This window comes from Leptospira wolbachii serovar Codice str. CDC, assembly GCF_000332515.2.
Lineage (GTDB): Bacteria > Spirochaetota > Leptospiria > Leptospirales > Leptospiraceae > Leptospira_A > Leptospira_A wolbachii.
Genome location: NZ_AOGZ02000014.1, coordinates 349,034 through 371,689, shown reverse-complemented (window position 1 = coordinate 371,689; position 22,656 = coordinate 349,034). Strand labels below are relative to the sequence as shown.

25 protein-coding genes and 1 tRNA gene are annotated in these 22,656 nt (G+C 38.7%); 14 read left to right on the top strand and 12 right to left on the bottom strand.

Annotated elements, in window-relative coordinates; translation table 11 throughout:
* Positions 1 to 11 precede the first annotated feature (11 nt).
* Positions 12 to 1,082: a zinc dependent phospholipase C family protein gene (locus LEP1GSC195_RS07350; protein WP_015682148.1), complete on the bottom strand. Its 1,071-nt coding sequence runs from the start codon at positions 1,080 to 1,082 to the stop codon at positions 12 to 14.
* A gap of 57 nt (positions 1,083 to 1,139) precedes the next feature.
* Between LEP1GSC195_RS07350 and LEP1GSC195_RS07345 the strand changes: the two genes are divergently transcribed.
* Positions 1,140 to 2,408 carry a diaminopimelate decarboxylase gene (locus tag LEP1GSC195_RS07345; RefSeq protein WP_040506542.1) on the top strand — a complete coding sequence of 423 codons (1,269 nt, stop codon included), beginning with the start codon at positions 1,140 to 1,142 and terminating at the stop codon, positions 2,406 to 2,408.
* A gap of 4 nt (positions 2,409 to 2,412) precedes the next feature.
* Complete coding sequence (locus tag LEP1GSC195_RS07340; protein WP_040506541.1) at positions 2,413 to 3,117, top strand: IspD/TarI family cytidylyltransferase; 705 nt, start codon at positions 2,413 to 2,415, stop codon at positions 3,115 to 3,117.
* Here the strand turns inward: LEP1GSC195_RS07340 and LEP1GSC195_RS07335 are convergent.
* From LEP1GSC195_RS07335 to LEP1GSC195_RS07325, 3 genes are all read right to left on the bottom strand, one after another.
* Positions 3,100 to 4,194 carry a PilZ domain-containing protein gene (locus LEP1GSC195_RS07335; protein ID WP_040507002.1) on the bottom strand — a complete coding sequence of 365 codons (1,095 nt, stop codon included), beginning with the start codon at positions 4,192 to 4,194 and terminating at the stop codon, positions 3,100 to 3,102. The genes LEP1GSC195_RS07340 and LEP1GSC195_RS07335 overlap by 18 nt on opposite strands.
* A gap of 78 nt (positions 4,195 to 4,272) precedes the next feature.
* Positions 4,273 to 4,788: a Crp/Fnr family transcriptional regulator gene (locus LEP1GSC195_RS07330; RefSeq protein WP_015682062.1), complete on the bottom strand. Its 516-nt coding sequence runs from the start codon at positions 4,786 to 4,788 to the stop codon at positions 4,273 to 4,275.
* Positions 4,785 to 5,207: a cyclic nucleotide-binding domain-containing protein gene (locus LEP1GSC195_RS07325; RefSeq protein WP_015682767.1), complete on the bottom strand. Its 423-nt coding sequence runs from the start codon at positions 5,205 to 5,207 to the stop codon at positions 4,785 to 4,787. Before LEP1GSC195_RS07325 ends, LEP1GSC195_RS07330 begins: the two co-directional genes overlap by 4 nt.
* A gap of 118 nt (positions 5,208 to 5,325) precedes the next feature.
* On the opposite strand from LEP1GSC195_RS07325, the gene LEP1GSC195_RS07320 reads away from it, so the two are divergent.
* From LEP1GSC195_RS07320 to LEP1GSC195_RS19700, 10 genes are all read left to right on the top strand, one after another.
* Positions 5,326 to 5,407, top strand: a tRNA-Leu gene (locus tag LEP1GSC195_RS07320).
* A 436-nt stretch (positions 5,408 to 5,843) separates the two neighbouring features.
* Positions 5,844 to 6,146 carry a nucleotidyltransferase family protein gene (locus LEP1GSC195_RS07315; protein WP_015680548.1) on the top strand — a complete coding sequence of 101 codons (303 nt, stop codon included), beginning with the start codon at positions 5,844 to 5,846 and terminating at the stop codon, positions 6,144 to 6,146.
* 356 nt (positions 6,147 to 6,502) lie between these two features.
* A complete protein-coding gene (locus LEP1GSC195_RS07305; RefSeq protein ID WP_015682587.1) occupies positions 6,503 to 7,141 on the top strand; it encodes an SH3 domain-containing protein in 639 nt (212 codons plus the stop codon).
* A 710-nt stretch (positions 7,142 to 7,851) separates the two neighbouring features.
* Entirely contained in the window at positions 7,852 to 8,376 is a 525-nt protein-coding gene (locus LEP1GSC195_RS07300) for a hypothetical protein (protein ID WP_015681788.1), read from the top strand.
* Positions 8,373 to 8,651, top strand: coding sequence for a hypothetical protein (locus LEP1GSC195_RS07295; RefSeq protein ID WP_015682484.1), 279 nt, complete (start codon positions 8,373 to 8,375; stop codon positions 8,649 to 8,651). The genes LEP1GSC195_RS07300 and LEP1GSC195_RS07295 overlap by 4 nt, the downstream gene beginning before the upstream one ends.
* A gap of 16 nt (positions 8,652 to 8,667) precedes the next feature.
* Positions 8,668 to 9,171 (top strand): hypothetical protein, encoded by a 504-nt coding sequence (locus tag LEP1GSC195_RS07290; RefSeq protein ID WP_015682483.1) that lies wholly within the window; start codon positions 8,668 to 8,670, stop codon positions 9,169 to 9,171.
* 151 nt (positions 9,172 to 9,322) lie between these two features.
* Positions 9,323 to 9,628 (top strand): hypothetical protein, encoded by a 306-nt coding sequence (locus tag LEP1GSC195_RS07285; protein WP_015680642.1) that lies wholly within the window; start codon positions 9,323 to 9,325, stop codon positions 9,626 to 9,628.
* Positions 9,618 to 10,388 (top strand): hypothetical protein, encoded by a 771-nt coding sequence (locus LEP1GSC195_RS07280; protein WP_015681561.1) that lies wholly within the window; start codon positions 9,618 to 9,620, stop codon positions 10,386 to 10,388. The genes LEP1GSC195_RS07285 and LEP1GSC195_RS07280 overlap by 11 nt, the downstream gene beginning before the upstream one ends.
* 282 nt (positions 10,389 to 10,670) lie before the next feature.
* A complete protein-coding gene (locus LEP1GSC195_RS07275; RefSeq protein WP_015682100.1) occupies positions 10,671 to 11,411 on the top strand; it encodes a hypothetical protein in 741 nt (246 codons plus the stop codon).
* Between the two features lie 268 nt (positions 11,412 to 11,679).
* Complete coding sequence (locus tag LEP1GSC195_RS19700; RefSeq protein WP_015682356.1) at positions 11,680 to 11,889, top strand: hypothetical protein; 210 nt, start codon at positions 11,680 to 11,682, stop codon at positions 11,887 to 11,889.
* Between the two features lie 200 nt (positions 11,890 to 12,089).
* Here LEP1GSC195_RS19700 and len read toward each other — a convergent pair whose 3' ends face one another.
* The 3 genes from len to LEP1GSC195_RS07255 all read right to left on the bottom strand — a co-directional run bounded on the left by len (position 12,090) and on the right by LEP1GSC195_RS07255 (position 16,475).
* The gene (len, locus tag LEP1GSC195_RS07265) at positions 12,090 to 12,767 is read right to left on the bottom strand and encodes a Len family endostatin-like outer membrane lipoprotein (RefSeq protein WP_051122376.1); all 678 of its coding nucleotides are present in this window, start codon (positions 12,765 to 12,767) and stop codon (positions 12,090 to 12,092) included.
* A 1,007-nt stretch (positions 12,768 to 13,774) separates the two neighbouring features.
* On the bottom strand, positions 13,775 to 15,688 hold the full coding sequence (locus LEP1GSC195_RS07260) for an FG-GAP-like repeat-containing protein (protein ID WP_015681805.1): 1,914 nt from the start codon (positions 15,686 to 15,688) through the stop codon (positions 13,775 to 13,777).
* 229 nt (positions 15,689 to 15,917) lie between these two features.
* Positions 15,918 to 16,475: a dihydrofolate reductase family protein gene (locus tag LEP1GSC195_RS07255; RefSeq protein WP_015682018.1), complete on the bottom strand. Its 558-nt coding sequence runs from the start codon at positions 16,473 to 16,475 to the stop codon at positions 15,918 to 15,920.
* Positions 16,476 to 16,677: 202 nt separating this feature from the next.
* On the opposite strand from LEP1GSC195_RS07255, the gene LEP1GSC195_RS07250 reads away from it, so the two are divergent.
* Positions 16,678 to 17,079, top strand: coding sequence for a YidB family protein (locus LEP1GSC195_RS07250; RefSeq protein WP_040506535.1), 402 nt, complete (start codon positions 16,678 to 16,680; stop codon positions 17,077 to 17,079).
* Between the two features lie 102 nt (positions 17,080 to 17,181).
* Positions 17,182 to 17,940, top strand: a complete 759-nt coding sequence (locus LEP1GSC195_RS07245; RefSeq protein ID WP_015681532.1) for an SH3 domain-containing protein — start codon at positions 17,182 to 17,184, stop codon at positions 17,938 to 17,940.
* Here LEP1GSC195_RS07245 and LEP1GSC195_RS07240 read toward each other — a convergent pair.
* The 5 genes from LEP1GSC195_RS07240 to LEP1GSC195_RS07220 form a co-directional block, all read right to left on the bottom strand.
* Entirely contained in the window at positions 17,915 to 19,408 is a 1,494-nt protein-coding gene (locus LEP1GSC195_RS07240) for a hypothetical protein (RefSeq protein ID WP_015681066.1), read from the bottom strand. The genes LEP1GSC195_RS07245 and LEP1GSC195_RS07240 overlap by 26 nt on opposite strands.
* Positions 19,365 to 20,075 carry a VanW family protein gene (locus tag LEP1GSC195_RS07235; RefSeq protein WP_015682291.1) on the bottom strand — a complete coding sequence of 237 codons (711 nt, stop codon included), beginning with the start codon at positions 20,073 to 20,075 and terminating at the stop codon, positions 19,365 to 19,367. Before LEP1GSC195_RS07235 ends, LEP1GSC195_RS07240 begins: the two co-directional genes overlap by 44 nt.
* 88 nt (positions 20,076 to 20,163) lie before the next feature.
* Complete coding sequence (locus tag LEP1GSC195_RS07230) at positions 20,164 to 20,949, bottom strand: SPOR domain-containing protein (protein WP_015680641.1); 786 nt, start codon at positions 20,947 to 20,949, stop codon at positions 20,164 to 20,166.
* A complete protein-coding gene (gene coaE, locus LEP1GSC195_RS07225; RefSeq protein WP_040506534.1) occupies positions 20,946 to 21,566 on the bottom strand; it encodes a dephospho-CoA kinase in 621 nt (206 codons plus the stop codon). The genes LEP1GSC195_RS07230 and coaE overlap by 4 nt, the downstream gene beginning before the upstream one ends.
* Positions 21,567 to 21,649: 83 nt before the next feature.
* The gene (locus LEP1GSC195_RS07220; protein ID WP_015682403.1) at positions 21,650 to 22,588 is read right to left on the bottom strand and encodes an alpha/beta fold hydrolase; all 939 of its coding nucleotides are present in this window, start codon (positions 22,586 to 22,588) and stop codon (positions 21,650 to 21,652) included.
* Between the last annotated feature and the right edge of the window lie 68 nt (positions 22,589 to 22,656).

Genomic DNA, 22,656 nt, shown 5'->3' with positions numbered 1-22,656 from the left:
TAAAATCCCCATCAAACGAGGGGAGAAAATTCCTTCATGTGGTCGATTCCGTGGTAACGCAGACCAGTATCTAAATTATAACCACCGAGAGATTCCAGAATTTTCGATCTGCTTTCCGGAGAAAAACTATATTCGTACGCTCTCGTTAAAATTTCTTTACTGGCTTGGCTTGCCTGGTTCAAAAGCTCAATAAATGAGTCATTGAACTTTCTTTTGGGGTCAGCAGGATAGAACCATTCCCTCTTTTCATCGTTCATAATCTTGGGATTGATGGCTTCCATCGCGGGAAGCATCAGGACGCCGGCGTTGTATTTGTGAAAGGTCAGTGTATCCACTACACTCACAAGCCCGCGCATAAAAGCACTTCTCGAATCCAAGGTGGAGGTAAACCGATAAAACCCTAAATAGGATTCATTTAAGATGTCACCAGGAATGATTTTCTTTTCGGATCCCAAATAGAAGGAAGCAAACTCTGTCGGATAGGTTTCCTTGATAGATTGCAACCAAAAGTTCCAAAGCACCGGATCCATTTTGTTTTTAATTCCTACGGTTCTATGGCGGATATCAATGTATTGAGGAAAGTCATATTCTTTGGCACTCATTCCCCAGCGGTGGTTGATGAGAAGTGTGTCGAGTCCAAACTCCACTTTCATGTGGTTTACTTGTGCTTGGTAAGAGATCTTCTTATCGTTGTTATAGTAATCCCCAGAGATATAAAAGATATAGGGATGGGTTTGGATGTCTACTACGCAGTGGCAGATATAACCTAAGGTGAAAGCAAGGAAGCGGTCACGATAAAGCCCCATTTCTGTATCATAAACTTGATCCAGAAAACTAAGGATGAGTTCGGCAACGCGGTCATGGTGAGCAAGGTCACCGAAGAAAGCAGCCTTTTTGGTACGTTTGGGTTGCAACACGTGATAGAAGTAAAAAATATCAGGAGCCACGGCACCGAGGTTGGCATAGGGAGCAACATCAGGTCTTGAGAGTAATGCGGCCATTCGACGTTGGGTCGCATTTCCATGTTCCAAATGTTTTTTCACTTGGGAGAGAGCTTCAATATGTGTAATCTTTCCTGCCATTTTCTACTTTTTTGACTTTATGGAATGGAACCTATTGAAAGGTTTATCTTAAATCCTATGACATCAATCGAAAAACTAAAGTTTTTGAAAGAAGACCAAGTGCGAACTTTGGCAAAAGAATTTGGAACCCCAGTCTTTGTCTATTCCGAGAAAGAAATTGAACAAAAATGTGACGAAGCTTTGGCATTTCCGAATGCGTTTGGTTTACAAGTCCGTTACGCCATGAAGGCAAATCCCAATTCCAATATCCTTCAGATTATGAAAAAGAAAGGCATCCTCATTGATGCTTCTTCGGAACATGAAGTGGTGCGAGCTCTCCACTTTGGATTCAAACCAGAATCCATTATGCTCACTTCCCAAGAGTTTCCCAAAGCCTTTGAAGAACTCATTGGCAAAGGGGTGAAGTTCAATGCTTGTTCTCTTCGCCAGTTAGAGGCATTTGGAAAGGTTTTCCCTGGAAAGTCTGTTTCCATTCGTTTCAATCCAGGCCTTGGCTCTGGACATACCAAAAAAACGGATGTGGGGGGAGTCACTTCTTCCTTTGGGATTTGGCATGAAAAATTGCCTGAAGTCAAAGCCATTGTCGAAAAATACAAAATCGTCGTGGAAAAAGTCCACACTCACATTGGTTCGGGCAGTGACCCGGAAGTTTGGAAGGCAGTTGCTAAGTATACTTTAGAATATGCTGAAGCATTTCCAACAGTCACTATTGTGAGCCTCGGTGGAGGTTACAAAGTGGGTCGGATGGAAGATGAAAAATCGACCGACTTACAAAAGATTGGTGCTCCTGTAAAACCCCAATTCGAAGAATTTGCTAACAAACACGGAAGAAAACTCATTTTAGAAATTGAACCGGGAACCTACCTCGTAGCACTTTGTGGGGCACTTCTCACAACAGTAGATGATTTGATAGATACTGGCTCGAAAGGATTTCGATTTTTAAAACTCGATACAGGAATGGATTCGAACACCAGACCTTCGTTATACGGTGCAAGACATCCTCTTGTTACTGTGAAAAAAGACGGAGGAGTTCCAAAATCGAACGTAGAGTATGTGGTTGTGGGTCACTGTTGTGAATCAGGAGATGTTTTCACTCAAAAAGAAGGGGGAGAGCCTATCACTCGTCTGATGGGAGAAGCGGAAATCGGTGACTATGTGGTGATGGAAGCGGTCGGTGCGTACTGCGCCGGAATGTCCACAAAGAACTACAATAGTTTTCCGGAAACTGCTGAGGTGCTCCTTCGCACAAGTGGAGAAGGGAAACTGATTCGCAAAAAAGAACCTATCTTAGAGATCTTTCGCAATGAAATCCTCGTTGTAGAATGATTGTATGAACAATCTATATGTTGTCCTACTAGCAGGTGGGACAGGAACACGGATGGGGACTGAGGTTCCCAAACAATTTTTGAAAGTTAGAGGTGAGTCCTTACTTCGGCATTCGGTCAAACGGTTCCGAAAGTTTGGACTTACCAAATCCATCACAGTTGTCTCTCATCCCGATTGGATTTTAGAAACAGAAAAGGATCTAGAAGATATTTTGGAAGGGAACGATCGCATTGTTCCTGGGGGTGAAAGTCGCCATCTATCAACGGTTTGTGGGCTTGAATCTATTTCCTATGATGAAAAGGATATCATTTTTATCCATGATGTGGCAAGGCCCAACTTCAAACAAAATGAACTTTACCAGTTAGTGGAACAAACGAAAATTTTTGGTGGGGCCACCATTGTGGGAAAGTCTACTGAGAGTTTGGTACGAGTTCGCCTACACCAAAACTACACAGAAGAACCATTAAAAAGAGAAGAAGTGTATTCTGTGAAAACTCCGCAATCGATTGCTGGATTTATGATTAAAGAACTTTTGCTCGTGGAACTTCCCAAGGATTTAAAGAAACATCCGACAGACCTATGCACTTGGATGGGAAAAAGAAGGGTGGGGATTGTCGAAACTGACTACCACAACATCAAAGTCACAAGCCCAGGCGATGCCGAACTTGCCGACTCTTTGTTTTGGGAAGAACTACCGGCTGTGGAATAACTTAAAACGTTGTTTCCAAATCCAAATTCGAAATAAATTTCTGTTTTCGATCGCATCAATTTGAATTCCAAACCCACTGGGTTTTCCATACCTCCCTTGCGGGTTGGACCAACGTACCACACCGCCCACAGAAATATCTCCCGATCTGGTTTGAATCTTTACATTACAAATTTGATCCTGTTCTAGAACCGAACTGGTTTCAATGTACAATCCTTCCATGGAAACATTCAGGAGTGTACCTTGGCAAATTTTGTTATCTTTTCCAAAGAAGTTCACTGGATTGGAAACAGGATATCTCGGTGCAAACACTCTTGCTAGAAAAGCTTCGTAGATTTGTTTTTCTTCTCTTTGGTTGATGGGAAAGAAGAGTTGAACGCCAGCAATTTCTGATCCATCACTTTCTCTGTCGATCCTTACAATCTTTGCTTGGACGGAGATAGAAACAGGATCCCTGTTTTCTTTTTCTAACTTTAAGAGAAGATTGATAGGGTCTCCCACTTTTAAAAAATGATGAGCTGGGATGGGGATAAGGATACCGTTACGAGAAATATTGATGGTTTGCCCATCACCTTCACGTTCTCCATCGGCATTGGTCCAATGGAAAGGAACGGGGTGGGTTTCTCTGTATTTGGTTCTCCAGCCGCGACGAATTCCACTTAGGTAAGGTGCGGCAATCTCTCTGCGTAGGAAATAAAAAACAGTCCCAAGGAGAAGTGTAGTGGTAACCATATTCCATACGATGTCTGCGGTATGGATGCGGATACCGGCAAGAAAGATCTTCTTGCCGAGAGTGACAGACAAAACCATCCAAACATTGTAAGTAAGGATAAGAAAGGTAAAACAAAGGAAGAGGTAGTATCCAAATTTTTTTTTGGTAACAAGGCCATAGGCAATGATGGCACTGAGTCCAGAGAGTACATATTGTAACGGTTGGATTCTGGAAAGAATCATTGTAAAATGGTCTAAATCGAGATCGTATAAGGACGCTGTAATATAGACATTGAGAAAGGGCACCGCAAGAAAACCGAGCGTTACCAGCAGAACAGGGATGGGATAGTTGAAGAACCGCAAAGTCACCCGCAAATCAAACTCGATTTTAGGGATTTAGTCAACTTATTTTTAAAAAGAAAGAAATAGAGAAACGGAAGCTCCATCCTAGTTTTTCTCCTCTGGTTCTGGAGAATCTTGTGTTTTCTCCTCATCAGAGGTGACAGATTCTGTGGTAGCGGGAATTGTTTGTAGCGAAGGCATTCCGTTGATCAGTGTATGTAATTCTTGTTGTCTTTCGGAAATCATATCTTCTACAGAAGTTAGGCGGTCGATGATACTGTGGAGAATGACTGATAAAAATCCTGGACTTTCATTTCCCATCGCCAAAAAGATTTCTTTTGTAATGATTCCTACTTTCGTGTCTTCGGCTGTTGCAACGACCGTGGCAGCTCTCGGTGACGGAAATACCAATGCCATTTCTCCAAAAAACTCACCCGGTTTGATATCACGAACGTAGTGGTCTTCTCCATTTGCCTTTCGTTTGAAGACTTGGAGTTGACCGGCAAATACAAAAAACATTTTCCCGTTACAATCTTCCCCTTCGGAAAACACTTTTTTACCTTCTGCGAAATGGTCGATTCGCACTTCGGTGATGTACTTTCGTAAATGGTCGACGTTCATTTCTCTTCTTCCTTTTTGATTTCTTCTAACATTTTATCAAGTTCGGTGAGCCTGGCTTCGGCCCGGTGGAGTTTTTCGACCGTACTTTTGGTCAGTTGGAATAAAAAATGCGTATTGATCCGAGCCAACTTTTCGAACTGATCGTCTCGTAGGATTCCCACTCGTGCATTGGCAGAAACTACACTGAGAGTCATGGCTCTGGGCCTTCTTGTGAGGAGCGAAAGTTCTCCAAAAAATTCCCCCGGACCCAAACCCTTAATGACTTCTTGGGTTCCATCTGGTGTCCGTTTGGTGACGGCAAACATCCCACTCATGATGCAATACATACTTCCATCATGTGGATCTCCTTCTCGAAAGATCACATCCCCTCGCAAATACACTTGCGTAGAGATATTTTGCATAAATTCCAGTATGTTCATCGGAGTTGTCCTATTGGTATCTGACATGAGAATAAAATTTCAAAACAAAGGCAAGTGAATCACAAAAACTCACTAGACAGATTTCCCTAGTACAAAAACCTGCTTATACATGCTCAATGCGGGCGTGGCGAAATTGGCAGACGCACCAGATTTAGGTTCTGGCGCCGAGAGGCATGGGGGTTCAAGTCCCTCCGCCCGCATAACAACTTTCCTTAAAACAATCCCGACATTCAAATTGATCTTAGTCCGAGGAACTTGAACAGTTCCCTGAGACTGCTATGGTTGCGACCCATAGGGAGCAATCATAACATAGAGCATGCCCGGATGGCATGCGACGAAGGGAGCCGTGCCTCGAAGCGTAGCAAACGCAAGGAAGTGTTTGCAGCGAAAGAGGTCAAGTCCTGGAGCAATTGTAATTCAATATAAAATCTATATCGAATCGCCAAAAGGGTTCATCGTCTATGGTTTCTATATATCCAAAAGAAATCCGAATAGTGAATCACTATTCTTACTCTCGCCCATCCATTCTGTCGTAAGGTAACATTTTCTCATCACTTATTTTTGGTATCAACAATCCTCGTTAGTTGACTTGACAAGAGTTATCGCACTATCTAAATCTTAGACAAAGGGGCCAGAATGTCATCTTTATCTAAAAGCCAAATTCTTTCTCTACTAACAACAAACATAGATTCTCTCCAAAAGTTTGGAGTATTTCATATTGGTTTGTTCGGATCGTTCGCAAGAAACGAATCTAATTCAGAAAGTGACATTGACATTCTAGTGGAATTTATGCCCGATCAAAAAAACTTTCGTAATTATATGGATTTAAAAATTTATCTAGAGGATACTTTTCATAGAAGGATCGACTTAGTGATTAAAGAATCGATCAAAATGAGAATCAAGGATCAAATTTTAAGCGAAACTATTTATGCCGCGTGACACAATTGTTCTTCTTGACGATATTATTTCGCAAATGTGGAATCATAGACATCATCTACATATGAGTGAAGTGGGGGCAGTTCAACACAATGACTAAGCAAAAAATTTACTTTATGATTCTATTCTGTTGCAATGTGAAAGAAATTGTTGCCAGTCCTTCCAAGGAAGAATTGATAGAGGCTTGGAATCAAAAATTAAGTTCCTTCTATATTACGATCCCAAATGATCTAAAAAAAAGATTCTTAACAGAGGAACTTAGAATTACCGGCATTGCATATGAGCATAAAAACTATACAATCGGTATGTAGAAAGAACGTTTCCCCGGAGAAGATATCAATTATTCCATTGGAATTCAAATGGAACGAAGAAGTAATTATGATAGCCGAGCTTATTTAGATTTTTTGTTTAATGATGAAGCATTGATGATGATCGTAAATACACGGCCCTATGTACACAATTCAAACAATTATGATTTTGGTGGTATGAAATTTCGAGGCGGATTAGCTTTGGAGTTTCGAGACAATCAACTTTATCAAATTAGTTGTTTGCATAAACCGAACAATGTGAAAGATGTATTAGATATTTTTAAAAAACAATATTGCGGAGAAAAGATAGAGGTAAATAGAGATATGGAAGTTGTCAATGTTTTCGACACAAAAGAAAAATGCACAACCCACTGTATCTTCGGATACCATTACCGTTTTCCTGGCACATACATTGCGATGGGTTCTGTTGTAAATGTGCGGTCAACTCCAAGTTTAAATGGCGCAGTTGTCGCAAAGCTACCCAGAGGTGAAAAGGTTGAAGTTCTAGAAGATATTGGTAAGAGGGACATTCTGCCAAATCCTGTAATCTCGTCAAACTGGCTCAAAGTGAAAACTAATATGGGAGTAGAAGGCTTTATTCACGGATCCTACCTTCGAGCTCCCGCCGAACCTGATATTTATGAAATCAAAAGAAAAGCCGAGGAGTGGAAAAAGGCGAATACGAAATAACCTTTGAACAGCAATAAAAGTTTATTTGGTTCGTATTCTTAGTTTCTTCTATACTTATTTTGTGCCAAGAAAGAGATTATGAAGAAAAAATAATAGAGATGAGTAATTTAACTGAGTTTTCAAAGAACAATTGTAATACTGATGAAGAATGTTCGGTAGAGATAAAATGTTACATTCCGACTTTTGGCAGTAAAATCGGTAATTATATCATTGTCAAAAGAAACCATAAAATCTGAATAAATATAGCACTTGCTATATTTTACAATCCAACGAAGCATACATTTTTAAGAATACAGTCCCAGTTGGTTACGGGTTTTGTGTAGCAAACCGCAAAACTGTTCCGTATAATTATGGAATCATTAGTAATAGAATTATAATCTATTTCTCCTTAAAATTCAAAGAAACAGAATTTATATATATTGGAAATGGGACATACAAGGAGGCAGGGCTCTGGTGTGCCAAGATATCACATAATGAAAAGCATTTATTAATTTCTGATTTTGATATTGGGATCTTCAGGAATTCTTCACTTTTTAAAATTGGAATTGAATCTTTTTGGTTAATAGATAGCTCGGAGGATTTTTTCTCCCATCGAGTCTATTATAGTTTTTCAGACAGAATCAAAGTTGAAGAAGATAAAAATCAAGAAAAAGGAATTATATGTCGTTATTCAAATTAAAAATTGATTCGGAACTAAGTGACCAATTAACTTGAATTATATTATTTACCAAAAGCAGATAGAAGATATCCAAAAGCAAAAGCTGAAAGAAAAAATAGCAGTAAATGCAGATAGAATTAACGAACTGAATAGTTTACAGATTGAGAAAAGAGTCAATGAACTGAACGAAAATGGTAAATTAAGTCAGGGCAAAAATGGGCCGATAGCTCAGGAAGTTAAAAGTACATTTGAATTTTTTAAATCGATGAACATTGAGGACGCAATAGCGCATATTCCCGAATCAGATATAGAAGGTCGAAAAATTGCGAGAGAATCTTTGGAACACATTAAGAATAATTATCCCGATGCAGAAAACTTTGCAAACGCCACTCAATCAGCGCTTTGCAATGTAATTTCCGCTTGGGAAGCTGCAATGATTGCTGGAGGACGGAACGTTCCCACTAATTTTGCTGAGTTCTATAAAGAGCAAGTGTTGGCTGGAAATATCAAAAAGGACATTCATGGGGACGATGTGGGCGTGTTTTTAATGCCAACAAACCATACTTGGAACCGATGACTCGACTGGGCGCAGATCATGATTTATATTCGGCTGCAGGAAAAGCAGAGGTTCAGAATATTCTAGAAACCACTGGTGCGCAAGTGGCACAGGTTTATTTAGATTATGATGGAAATAAAGAGGGGAACCATTTTATAATTGCTTATAAGAACCCAGAAGGTAAGTGGATTTTAAAGGATCACAATATGAAAGAAGGTTCGAAAGTGGGTAATAGTTTGGAAGACGCAATTAAAAAAGGACAAATAAAAGACATCCGTTTGGTGTATCCTAAATAATTCATTGGAGAAAAAGTTGAAGAAAAGTATATTATTTGGTTTTTATTTAATTTTATGTTTTGGTTGTAATTCCAAGCCAAAACATATGGGACAGGACTTTATAAAGTTTGACGGCTATTATTTTTTTGATGCTCAGTTAAAGCATTTGGAAAACTACGATTTCCCTAATAAAAAAGCTATATGGTTTGGTCGTTTAGATGTAAAAACATCTAGTTTGGAACTAATTGAAGTTGATACATGGAAAGTTGTGAAATCTTTAGAATTGGTGCCCTATAAAGAAACTGTCTTTTTGATTAAAGGGTATGAAAATCTATTTTTACATTTGGAATCTTCATCAAGTATGACAGGCCAGCATTCCCTTCGATTTATAAGTAATAGGGACAAGCTAAACAGCTTTTTGACCAGCGGTTATTATGTTTTTGAGCTTAGGTCCATAGATCATTGCAAACGTTTCTTGCAGAACTGGGAAGAGGAAGTTAAACGAACCAATTGTAACAAAGAAGAATGTTACGGCTATTAATTTGACCGAGAAGTATATAGCAATTTGGTTCGCTTCGAATCACGACGAACAATATAGGGTCTGCTAAAACGAAGCTATTCCTGACTTCGATAGGTTTTTAGCAGCGTCATAAAGAAATATTCAGATGGAAAAATGGTGAGGCTACCAGAAAATGGAACCTTGCCGCAAGGACGACAGGCAAGCCGGTTACAAAATCATTGGTGATTTTCTTGCTGAAAACCGACCCGAAGCCATTACTCTGCGAGTAAAAGATGATGGGACAGGAAAAGGCCATACAATATCCTTACAAAGGAATCTTGATGGCAAAACTTACACAGTTATTGATACATCTCAGTCAAAAATTAATGGTACACAGTTTGATCCAGAGAATTTTGAAAACTCTGAATTAGGTAATGCACAGTCGGAATCAAACCCATATAAGGAGTTTTTGCCGAAAGCATACGATTATGTTAAATAAAAGTAACTCAGTTGCCTTCAGTATATTACCGCTAGTCATTATAATACTGAGTTGTGATATATGCACGTCATCTCCTAAATTAAGGTTACCTGAAGATGATGCATCTATTGCGACTCTATTAGCTTCTAAAGGATATAGAATCAATGGTTATAAATGGAAGTCTGGTCGGAAGATTGAATCGATAGAGGTCAATAAAAAAACTCAATATACAACAGGAGATTTTGAGAGTCTTTGTTCTATTAAAAGTATTAAACATTTCCGTTTTGAAGACATCTTGATGCCAAAACTGACACAAAATGAAGTTGCATCATGTTCGAAAAATAGTGATTTGAAGTTGGACTTCGTAGATGTTGAATTAGAATTAGACTCATTATGTTTGTTGGCAGACAAAATACAAGATGGCTCCCCTGCGTTTTATTTTAGTAATACAAATGTAAATGATCATACTATTGACTGTATTTCGAAAATATCCAGATTAAAATCTATATACATATCAAGGAAATCAAAAATCAGTGAAGATTCCATTTGTAAATTAACTTTGAAAGTAACATCTGTTACTTTTTTCGGACTAAATAATGTTCCATTCTCTAAAAAAGCGTTAGATTGTATATTTTCTCTTCCAAAGTTAACGAGAGTGACGCTTCAAAATTGGTCCAAGGTGCCTGATATGGAAAGAATCGAATACGTACGACAGTACGAAATTAGGCATGGAAGAAAGATTGAGAGTATTATCGCAGATCCTACAACAGACACTTATTAATTATTTCGCGTGGTGATTTTCTTGCAGAAAATCGACCCGAAGCCATTACTCTACGAGTAAAAGATGACGGGACTGGAAAAGGCCATACAATATCTTTACAGAGGGATCCAGATGGAAAGACCTACACAGTAATTGATCCTGCATCGAGCGCGAATGGAACAAAGTTTGATCCGGAAAATTTAAAAGATTCATTTCTATCGAAAGAATCACCAGATACTGGAAATCCATACTGGGATAAGCCACCTTACACATTCGACTATATCAAAAAAGGTAAGTAAGATAATGAACTATTTTTATGTTATTCTAATCATACTGGCTATGAACTTATATAATTGTAAGATTCCGCAAGTTGTCGAAAATGATTCGGATTTGGCAAAGTATTTGGAGTCAAAAAAATATGTGATAAATGGATATGGGTATAAGAAAAATGCCCATTTAGAGTCTGTGGATATTAATGAAAAAACTGATTATTCCGATGGAGATTTAATCAGAATATGTTCTCAGCCAAACCTCACTTCCCTAGCATTTAAACGAACAAAAATAAGATCATTGTCTGCGGATGCAAGTTTTGTTTGTTCTCGGTCAAGTATAACAGAACTTGCATTAATTAATTTAACAATAAATAAAAATGAATTATGTAATTTAGTTTCCACTTTTACAAATAAACAGTTAACAATTGCACTATCAGGAATTCTCTTCACCGATTCTGAACTAGAATGCATTTCAAAGCTTAAATTACTGAAATATATTTCAATTCCGGACCGGGCAAATATTAGCGGAGAATCATTTTGTAATTTTTCCAAACAGTTGCCGCAACTATTGGGTATCCAATTAAATAATTCAAATCTAGATATAAATGGATTAAATTGTATAATGAATTTTCCTTCGCTTAGACGAGTTACACTCCAAAACTGGAAAAATGTTTCTGAAGACGAAATGGACAAATGGGTGAAGGAATATGAAAAAAAATACAACCGCAAACTGGAAGCACAAATCATCGATCCTGTGGGATATGAAAGGTAGATTCCTTTAGAGCTAGCCAAAGCGATATGGTAAAAATTAATTTGACTATTCTTTGCAGTTTCGTTCCAATAAAGAGATGAAGCCATTCATCTTAATTTCGCTAATACAATTTCTTTTTATTTTCTCTTGTTCAACAACGAAAACTGCGGAAAGTCCTCTTGTTTCGCCTGAGGAGGAACCAATCCAGATAGTTTCAGTACCAAAATGGTCGGCCGATCAGGGAATACATAATTTTTTATATGCTAAAAATAAATGTAAAAGCATCGGTATGCGGGTTCCTACCATTGAAGAGCTTAAATTAGCCTATAAATCGAAAATTACAAAATCTTGGGATAAATACTTTTCATACTATTGGTCCTCAACACCAGCTGGTCAAGAAAGGTATTATTATCTTTATACTTATGATGGCCGCGGTTATCCGAGCACTCCGATCAATGCTAAACGAAGTGATGTATACGGTATTCGGTGTATTAAATGATATAGTAAATCGTTTCTAAACTTTTAGATTAAAGTATACGAAGAACAGTAAAATTAGAAATTAAACCATGTTAACTGAGATATGGAATCTCAACTTACTTTTTCAGGAACCTAGAAATTCTTCTTCATAGAGAAAAAGAATTTCTGTCTATTCATAAAAGAGGAAGCTGGTATCACTCAAGCTTCCTCGAAACCTTCTGTTTATTGTTCTACACAAACAACACGATTAGATACGTTACATACATTTGTAGTTGCATCAACCAGTGTCGTTGCACTGGCTCCGACAACGCCAACCTGACCATTGACCCCAGCGCCGATCGTCGACCAGTTGGTGCAATTGTCTCCATTGGCAAAGTTTCCACCAGTAATTGTGATCCCAGTCCAGAAAGTCGTTCCATTCGTACCTAGAGGAAAATTCATTTGCATCGTCACATTTGAATCCCGGAAGATTCTGTTGGCATTTGTCGTAGAACCTGTCGTATTGGAAGGATCTGTGCTATTGGAATAAAAAGTATTAGCCTTGAGCACCCAGTCAGTGTAAGTCGGTGTACCGGTTGCGCTGCCAGTGATTTCTCTCGACCCGGGAACAGAAATCATAGCTTTATAGGTTTTTCCTTTTACCCGGTTAATATCACCATTGCAAATTGCATCTGGTCCTTTGATCCCACCAATCCCAAGTGCGCCACCGTATTTTTCTGATAGATATATATGACATCTAGTGGTGCAAGGAGTTGCCGCAGTTGCCTGAAGCAGAAGAAGAGTTAAAATGGTATCGTCATTTCCATCATTTGACTTCTTGCAAGCACCTAACAAAGCGCTAAGAAAAACAAGAAATACTAAGAAATGTCGAAAAGAAGGGTTACGTTTGCCAAATTTCATAAAAGTCAGAATGGGGAAATTTTCGGAACCTGGCAAGAAAAAAACTGATTCAATGACAGTATAACGGTAAAAAGTGGAGAAGTTCTTTCATCTCGTGAAATAATGAACCTCTTGGGGAACCGAAAAATTTTCTAGATACAATTGGCACTCTCTTCTATATAAATATCTGGCACGAACTTTCCAGAAAAATTTCCCAGAACCTAGGCTTTGAAGATCGATAATGCAGACTGTATTATTGCAGTCGGAAGTTTTCTCAATGGTTTCGAAATAAGGAAATAATGCCCGTTAGAATTAGGGGTGTTAATAGAAGTCCAATGACATCGGAAATTTTCCCTGTAACTAATCCGGGACACCAAATCTTTAAAACGGAATCATTTAGAATCCATAAAATGCTGGAAGAAAATGAATAGAATAATATTCGATTGTACTGTGACATTAAAAATTTCCATAAAAAGGTTTTTCGAATTCAAAAAAACGAGCCACTTTAAAGGTGCAATTTTGTGATCGGTTTACAGCGATATGCGCCAACATTTCAGATATGGCTTGTGTTGTGTTGATCGAGTAAGAAGGACACGGAATCGCAAGGATACTGCGTAGACAGGCACTTACTGCTCTTTTTTCATAATATATGGTTTCGTTATTGGCATCAGGGCTTGGATCCTCATCGTTCCCTAATTCTGAAAAGAGTCCAGAGCGAAAAGGATCAAACTGGCAACTGATCGCTTTGATTGAAGTGTAGGTTTTTATTTTGTCCTCGGTTTCTTTTTTGGATATGGTGAGACTTGTATTGGGATTGTTGATAGGGAGTCTGCATCATAAAAATGTAATGTATAAAAGGAGAAATAGCTTTTTTGAATCTTGGAATCGCACCAAGATGGCTCTTTTTTTCTATCGAGTCGCCATTGGCACCAAACGTCTACATTTAATTTTATTCGGAGATTGTATTCTATTTTCAAGCACATAACGATGGTGCGTAGGACAAAGAGATAATAAGATCCGATCCTCTATTAAATCATTCCAAAATACTCTTTTGTTTTTTCAACCAAAGCCCAAAGATATATCTTTGCCTTTCTACTCAAATCTGCAAAGGAATTTCCCAAAGAAGTTCCTGCAGGTGGTGCGAGGGTTTGGCTGGCCACTCCGCCTAAATTTAGGTTCTGGCTTGCAGGCACACCACCACGCACACTTTGGAATGTATAGACTCGATTGGTAGTAGTAGGTTCCGAGATGACAATGTCTTGAAGTCCATCCGCATTGGTGTCTTGAAGCTTGAGGCTCATAGAAAAATTGGAGATAGCATTTGCGCCTGAGAAAAGACTATCGGCAGATTCTCCGGCACTTAGATTCATATTCCGAAACCCAGTAATTGGATCATTTAACACTAAGTATACGTCTCCAATCCCGGCAATGGCTCCCGCTCCCGTAGCTCCAATTAAAAGATCGGGTCGACCATCTCCATTCGTATCTCCCGATGCCAAGGTTCCTCCAAAATTGCACCTGTTTATACTACAGCTTGCTGTCGAGGGACCAAGTAGAGTGGCATTCGGTACACTCCCATAAGGATTTATTGGATCACAAGTGGAATGATATATATGAACAATTCCTTGGTAGGAATTAAATGAGTAGCCTCCAACGGCTAGATCGATACAATTGTCGCCATTAAAATAATCTAAAACAAATGCGGAACCAAAAAAACACCCAACTCCTGCTGCACAACCAGGTGCGGGTTCCAGTGGAGCTACGAGCATTTGTTGAGGACTTGCAGGTAAGGATCCTTGATTGGAAACGAAAATATATATCCTTCCCAAGTTAGAGGAATAGGTGGCCGCACTGACAACCAGGTCTTGAAACCCATCTCCATTGACATCTCCAGGATAAGCCCAAGATCCGAAATTATCATCGGGGTTAACAGGGGGAGTGATTCTAGTAGGATTTTTAAAAACAAAATTCGCGGTATTTGTGTTTTGGGAGGATATTGCAGTTATGCCTTGGCTAAAAAAAATAAATAATTCATTTTCCCAGGGTGAGGCAAATGCCGCATCGTCATAACCATCGTAATTGATATCGGCTCCGATGATATTGGTTCCAAATCTTCCACCACCTGTCACTCCATCAAGAATTGCATCCGCAGATCCGCCAGCATTTAGATTTTGAGAAGGAATTCCTGATTGGCCTCTGCTTAAAAATTCATAGACTCTTCCAATTGCACCACTATATGCTTGCGCACCAACTAATATATCTGCATATCCATCTCCATTAAAGTCTCCTGATCCAATCCGACTTCCGAAATAGGTACCCGTAGTTTGACCGTCAGTCAGTGTAGTATCAGGCGTTGTCGTTAGTTGTTTGGTAATGGAATTCGTTCTGTACACATAACCATATCCTTGGACATTATTGGCTGGTGTTGCCGATACTATCAAATCGGGATACCCATCTCCATCAGTATCATGATTGGTTCCTTTACGCACTTGGATGGTTTTGGGTTTCTCAAATGGCAAATGTACGGTTATGGTATGGAGGCTTCCATAAGTCCAGAAGGTGTTACTGACTGCTTTGGCAGGTAAGGCATATCGCCAGGTTCCATCTATGACAGGAACTTGGGTATGGAGGATATCATCGGTCCAAACATTGACATAGGGTTGGCCTGCAGAAACAGTTCCAACAACAAAACCTGTTTCTACTATGGAGTGGTTGGTTAAGTTCGAGATAGTAACGGTTGATTCCGGAAGAAGTGATAAAAAGAGGAAAGGTGACCATTTTTCCAGAAGTTTTTTATCGGGACAAAGGGAGTTGTTTAACTTCATCAAACATTCAATTGGCGGATGGGTGAGAGGATTGGTCCAACAACCCACAAGGCCCAATGATAGTATCAAAGGCAGGAGTCTAAGATTCAGATTTTGAATGAATGTTTTATTTAACATAGAAAGTTAGGAAACTAACACTGGGTTGATGTTGGTTGATTCGGAAACGAAATGCAATAAATTATTGTATTTCGAATACAAAAACGGTTAAAGTAGGATCTGGTTTTAACTTTATGTTTTGAAATTTTATTTAAGAAGATGTTTTTGTTTGGATGCTTAAAAAAGATACAATGAGTCGTGTTCTGGGAATGGTATTCGAACAAGGTTGAATTCAAAAGCTAAAGTTCCATCAATTTCCATATTTTAACAATACCGATCCGTTAGTAAAAGTTCTGGTGGATTTGAGTGGGAACAGTTTTGGTGATTTTAATCCCCCGAAGAGTGATTGTCCGGATCCTATTGCAATGGGATCTATCATTAGCAAGTATTCATCAAGCAGTTGTAACTCACAACATTGTCGAACCACCTCTCCGCTACCTAAGATGGTCAAACTCGTTCCTTCTTTTTTTAACTGCATGATCTGTTCAATCCAGTTTGGTTTTAGAGTTTCCGTATGGTTCCAAGTTGTCTCGACTTCCGAATGAGAGAGGACTAGTTTTTTAGCATTTTTCATTTGTTCGGCGATTTTGGGGAATAATTGGAAGGCTTCTTTACTTGTCCAAAAGGACTCCATCATCAGGAAAGTTCGTTTGCCAAAGAGTAAGGTGTTTCCTGAATTTAGATTTTCTTCCGAAAACTTGGATTCCTCGGCACCATGAGAATGCCAAGAGATGTCTTCGTTTTCTCCTTTATAAAAACCATCGAGTGATAGAAATAAAAAAATAGAAAGGGTTCCTTGTGTTTTCATAATGAGTCTCCATTTTGTTCCTGTTGAGATTTTCGCTGTTGGTAATGCATTAGAAATTTCGCATAACGGAAATATTGATTTTCCCTTTTCCGGAGAAATGGCTTAGTTTTTTTAAGGCAAATTTGATTTGAAAAAAAGTAAATAAAAAATAGAATTCAAAAAATATCTTTCCTTTTTCCTTTTTTTCATCATCATCCTTGTCATGAGTTTTTTCGAAAGTTTGAAAGCCGTTGCAGCTCAGGCAGTAGAGTTGGTACAAAACAATCCACAAATCGTTTCAGGGATCCAAAAGATCGTGGAGGAGAATGGTGGCGTTTCCGGAATCGTACAAAAGTTTAAGGATAAAGGATTTGCAGATGCAGCCTCTTCTTGGGTGGGAACGGGAGAAAATGTGAATATCGGTGCCTCCGATGTCTTGAAAGTCTTGGGAAATGATTCGATTCAAGAGTTAGCAAAAAAAGTAGGTTTGGATTCAGAAGCGACTGCGGGCCTTATTGGAAATTTATTGCCTGTTGTGATTGATAAACTTTCACCAGATGGAAAGGAACCAGGTGGTGATATCACTTCGCAACTTACTTCCTTGGCCTCTCTCTTTACAAAATAGGTTTTATTTTGAAACCACCTATGTTTTATTAGGTGGCAATTCTTTTTCCATAACCCTTATTTTTTCTTGCCAAAATTTCTCCCAAAAACCAATCTTTCTTCCATGAAGAAACTGTTCTTAGTCATCCTAACCTCCCTTATTTTCTTTCAGTGTAAAAAAACTCCTACTGTTGAAGTGGGTAAAAATGCCTTCATTTCCGCCACTGTTCTCAATGCGAGAAAAACTCCTACCTTAGATGGTGAGAAAGTTGGGAAACTAAAACTTGGCGATGAAGTGAAGGTTTTGGAAAGATCAGAAAATGATACGGAAATCGATGGCCTTTCTGCGTATTGGTATCGGGTCCAATCCAAAGAAATCACCGGTTGGGTGTTTGGTGGTTATCTTTCGATTACTAAAGTGGAATCTCGGGATGCCATGATTGCTGCCGTCCAAGGAAATTTTGTATTCTGTAAACTTCCCGATCGAATGGAATGTTCCAAGACGATCGAGTTTGATGGAGAGAGTTTTATTTATAGGGAGTTCAATCAGTATTCTGGAATCAGCGAAAAACTAGAAGGTGTCTTTGATGTATACTCCGACCATTTGGTATTGGACACAAAGTCCCGGTTTATTCGGCCTTCCGTTTTTATCCAATACCCACAAACCGAAGAAGAAAGGACTGCCTATAATAATGCCTATACCGGATATTCCGATTCTGACAGTCATTTAGTTTCTCTTAGCACCTATCCTGTTGCGGGAAAAGTGGATTTTTACTTTTATGTCTGTAACGATAAACTTTTATTACTTCGGGAAAAAAAAGAAAAGGATGTAGCATGTGTTAGTGAATATGCTTATACTAAATCTTCTTACTCGGGTCCTTAAAAGAATCATTTCGTAACATTGTATTTGTTCTATATGTATGAGGATTTTTCCAATCCAAAATACGTTTTTTTGATTCGGCAGGAAGTGTTTTCAAAAACTCCTGCCAATTTCTTTCTTCCAATACCGAATAAAAGCCAGGTAAGTATTGTATTTTTACTTCTTTGGGAAGATACTTCTGATATTCCATAGCAGAAACTCCGTAGGCCATCCGATAAATAGGTCTATCTTTATGTTTTTCTTCCGGTAAAAAATGGAAGGCGTCTCCCGCTTTGTGATAACAGATAAAATAATCAAAACCTTGGTGGACAATGATCAAACTATCTTTTGGGAATTGAAATAGCGGAAGTAAAATAGAGTAGAGTTTATAATCCTGATTATTGAAATCCTTTCCTCGAATCAAAGTAAATCCTTGGTAGAGAAAAAGGAAAATACATAAAATGGCAACTACAGCTTGTGATTGAATTCTTGCGAGTGACGGGAGTAGGAGGATACATCCAGGAATAAACACAAGTAGAAACAATCGAAACGGAAAACTAAAAGCCGTATAACTGAAGATAGGAAGTGTAAGTAAAAAAAATAAAACGAAAGATTTGTCATAGAAAGACTTTGATTTTGGATCAAGCGAAGACCTTGTTAAAAGATAGATAAAGGGAGATACAAAGAATAGAATTTGTTCCCAAACGAATTCAGGGAAGATTTTTGAATATTGATAAAAAGGGGATATGAATTGGAAATCTAACTCTTCTGATACAATTGTTTTTACATCATTCCAGTGCAAAAGGTTTGGAAAAAAAAGAGTCAAACCCAAAAGGCTCAGTGGTAAGCTAGTTAGGATACAAAGACGATAGATTTTGGAAATAGGAAGTTGATTCCAAACCCAAACAAGAAGAAAGACTAAGGAAATACCTGCCGTAATTTTGTGGCTGAAAAAAACCAATATAAAAGTAAAACCTAACCGAATGTATGTTATTAGGTTATCTTTCTTTTCATTCTTTTCTAAAACCCAAAGTTCGGTAAGAAATAAGATAAAAAAAATTATCCCTCCTAAGTTTTTTATAAAGTTAAAACTAAAATGAGGCAAAAAAGAAGAAGAAACAAGAAGGAGGCCAAATAGAATCGAAGCAGAAATTGTTTTGCTAATTAGAAGTGCTAGTCTATAACCCGAAAGAAACAATACACCAACAAGTAAGGAAACAAAAACTTTATTCGTAGTGATAATATTCGTTCCTAGTTTCGAAAAGTAAACAAGCCCGTACAATACAGGGGAAGAATCCGGACTAAAAAAACGTCCTTTCGTAACATAGGAATTTACTTGTGCTGCGTAATAATAACCATCTGCACCGTAGGCAAAATTCGAACTAAACTGAACTGCCAATTGTAAACAAACAATGAAAAGAAAAATTCCGAGGACGGTTCCCTTCTTTTTAAAGTAGGTAATCATCGGAAGAACATAAGAGGAAATTGCCATCTTCTTCTGATTCTAAAAAGACTTTTACATTCGAAAATCCCTTTTTTGGGGTCTGTTGGAAATACAATTTCCTTCTTTTTAGTGGTTCTTTGGAACGGATAGAGAATGTAAGTGTTGAATCGGTAAGTTTCCAATGTAAAAGTAATGGAAAGGGAAATGTATTTTGGATTCGTAAATCCTTTGTAGGATAAACAACAGAGGCATCAGTACCTAGCGGGGTAAATCTAGTTTCTTCTGTATACAAATCACGAGAGTGGGGGAATCGCTCTCGGATACGGAGGCCAAGCTCTAAAGAGAGGTAATAAATGATTCCTGACAATTGGCAAAGGCCACCGGCAATTTCCGATCCAACCAATCCATTCCGAATGACTCTTCCTTCTTTGTAGCCTTTCTTGATTGTGGGGTCACCAATTTCATACCAAAAAGAAAAGATCTTACCTGGATCTAAAACTCTACCATTAATCTTCTCGATGGCAATACTAAGGTTATGGAGTTTTCCTTCTTTCAGAGGAGAGTCAAAAATGGGGAGGCTAATTGTCGTTTCTTCCTGCCAATTCCAATCTATTTTGTTTGGCTGTTTCAACCCAAACCGAAAATAATCTCCTTTGAGGATTGCGCCAAACCATCTTTTGGCGACTTTGATTTTTAGTTTCAGGATTGGAATCAAAGTTAGGTGTTATTCCTTTAGGTAGAAAAAGGCTCTCCTAAAATAATTTAGGAAAGCCGAAGGCCAAGGTTTTTTTGACGATCTTTTTTTAGGAAAGCGGTTGGTAACTCACGACCATGGCTTTGGATTTTATTTCTTTAGGCATGGAAGTTTTGGATAGGACTTTGGTAAGGGAAGATTTATCTTTTGATTTTCCCATTTGCACCACAAAGAAACCATTTTTAACTACGATGAAGGATTTTGCTGCCAACTTACCATGGTTATCTGCTTTCAGTTGTGATAAAAATGTCTCAGCCGATTGTCTACTTGTTAAAGCTGCCAACTGAATGGTAAATTGTTTCCCTTCTGATTTCGGAGCACTCCCCATTTGTGAAGAGTTTTTTTGCGACTTCGAATGTTTTGAAGTCGGAGCCAGGTTTCTAAATCGTTCTTCCTGTTTGTTCGAAGAAACTCGTTTTTCTGAACGTTTAGTTAGGTCAACAATCTGTTGTTTCTTTTCCTCTTCCTCATCTTTGGCAGTAGAGGTTTCCACAAAGTAAGGGTGGTTTCCGACATCCGCCATTGGAATTTCCCCGCCGAGGTTCGTTTGGTCTTTGACTTTGGTTCCTTGGATGAGAGAAGAAGCGGCATTCGTTCCCGCAGCTGCCTCTGCTACATTTGTGGCCGTTGGAGAAGGAATAGAACTGTCTGTTGACTCGGGAGATTTGGGTGTTTGTTCCAGTAATTTTTCTCGAGTGGCCATCTCTTCTTGTTTTCCCTTTCCTACGGACACTCCTAGAAAGAAAATCGAAAAGAAAAGTGCAAAAAGAAAGAGGGACAAAACTCCAATTCTTTGTTTATCTAAGTTGATTACGTAAAATACTCTTTCTTTCATTTTTGAATCCTTTTTTTGATTTCTGAATAGATGATAGCGATTTGTTCTTTTAACTCTTCCCTTTGATTATCGTTCGTTACGATAAAATCGGAGAGAGACTTTTTTTTCTCTAAGTCCATTTGGGAGAGATTCCTTTTTTTAAAATCTTCCTGATCCATCCCACCACGTCCCATCACTCGCTCCCAGGCCACTTCGGGTTTAACCGAAACTGTGACTGTAAAGTCGCATAGAGTGTGCGCATCTGTTTCAAAGAGAAGGGGGACTTCCCAAGCGATAATACTTCCTTCGTTTTGTGAGTTTAAAAATTCCAAGAAGGATTTGCGGACTAATGGGTGGAGGAGTTCGTTTAGTGCGTTTAGCTTTGCTTTGTCGGAGAAGGCTAATTCTGCAATTTTAGCCCTGAAGGGAGCTCCGTTTGCATCTATGATGGCTTCGCCGAATATAGAAACTAATTCTTTTATGACCGGGCTATTAGGCTCTGTGAAACTGCGAGCAATAGTATCGGAGCTTATGGTTTTAGCACCCAACTCGCCAAACATAGCAAGTACAGTGGACTTCCCAGACCCAATGGATCCAGTAATTCCTATCAATGTTTTGTTGTTATGTTTTAGGCGCACTGGGTTTATAACATAAAAAACCCATGAAAGTACAAGTATTTTTTTATCCTAAATTAGAAAAAAAATACTAAAGTATTTTTGAATTATTTTTTGGGCGTTTGTAGGTTGAAAATCCAGTCTTGTACTAGTTTGGCGGACAAGGGAGGGTCTTCAATCATCGGAGCATGTCCCATATTTTCCAAAAGGACTGTATCTGGTGTTCTTTTCATTTTCTTTTTTAAAACGTCCATCACTGTATAATGAATGACTTTGTCTTCTTTTCCCCAAATCACAAGGGTGGGAGACTTAATTTTTTCTAATTTGGCTTCTAGAAAATAACCTTCGCTACGGATTTGTTTTAGGATGGAGGCGTTCCAGTCTCTATTGGCAAAGGATTTTTTTGCAAAATAAGTTTTTAAAAAACCAGGAAGATAGGGTGGCTTCACAAAGGTAAATGCGATGAGTCTATCAAAGTCTTCGGGACTTGAGAGTAAGAGGGGGCTTTCTTTCCCTGACATCTCGATTTTTTGCATTTCACTTGGTGTGGGGCTTTTGACGCCTGCATTGTCAAAGAGAATTAGAGATTTTACTTTCTCTGGATATTTAGCCGCAAAAATTCCTGCGATTCCACCACCCATGGAGTTCCCAGCTAAGTGAAATTGGGTAAGCCCCAATTTTTCAGTGAATTGGTAGAGCCGATCCGCCTGGGCTTCTTGGGTGTAGACAATTCCTTCTGGTTTGTCTGATTCTCCAAAACCAGGCAAATCGGGGGCGATGACTCGGATTCCTTCCGGGAGGTATCTTGAAAATCGCGTCCAGTGGTCCTTATCTCCACCAAATCCATGTACCACGACGAGAGTTTCTTTTTCACCGGTTTTTTCCGTATACTTCCAGTTTAAGTTTTCTACCAAAATGGATTTGGTTTCTAAGTCGGACCTGTATCTCTCCAGACTAATCCCTGTTTTGTGGAGTGTTGAGGCACAATGGACGAAGAGGAGTGCTGATAGAATGGCGGCGGTGAACGGTTTCAGATGGGTCTTCATAGTGTCCTCACAAAATTTATAAAGGTTCGTTGACAGAGGGATGTGAAAAAATACTTTGGTTGTAACCG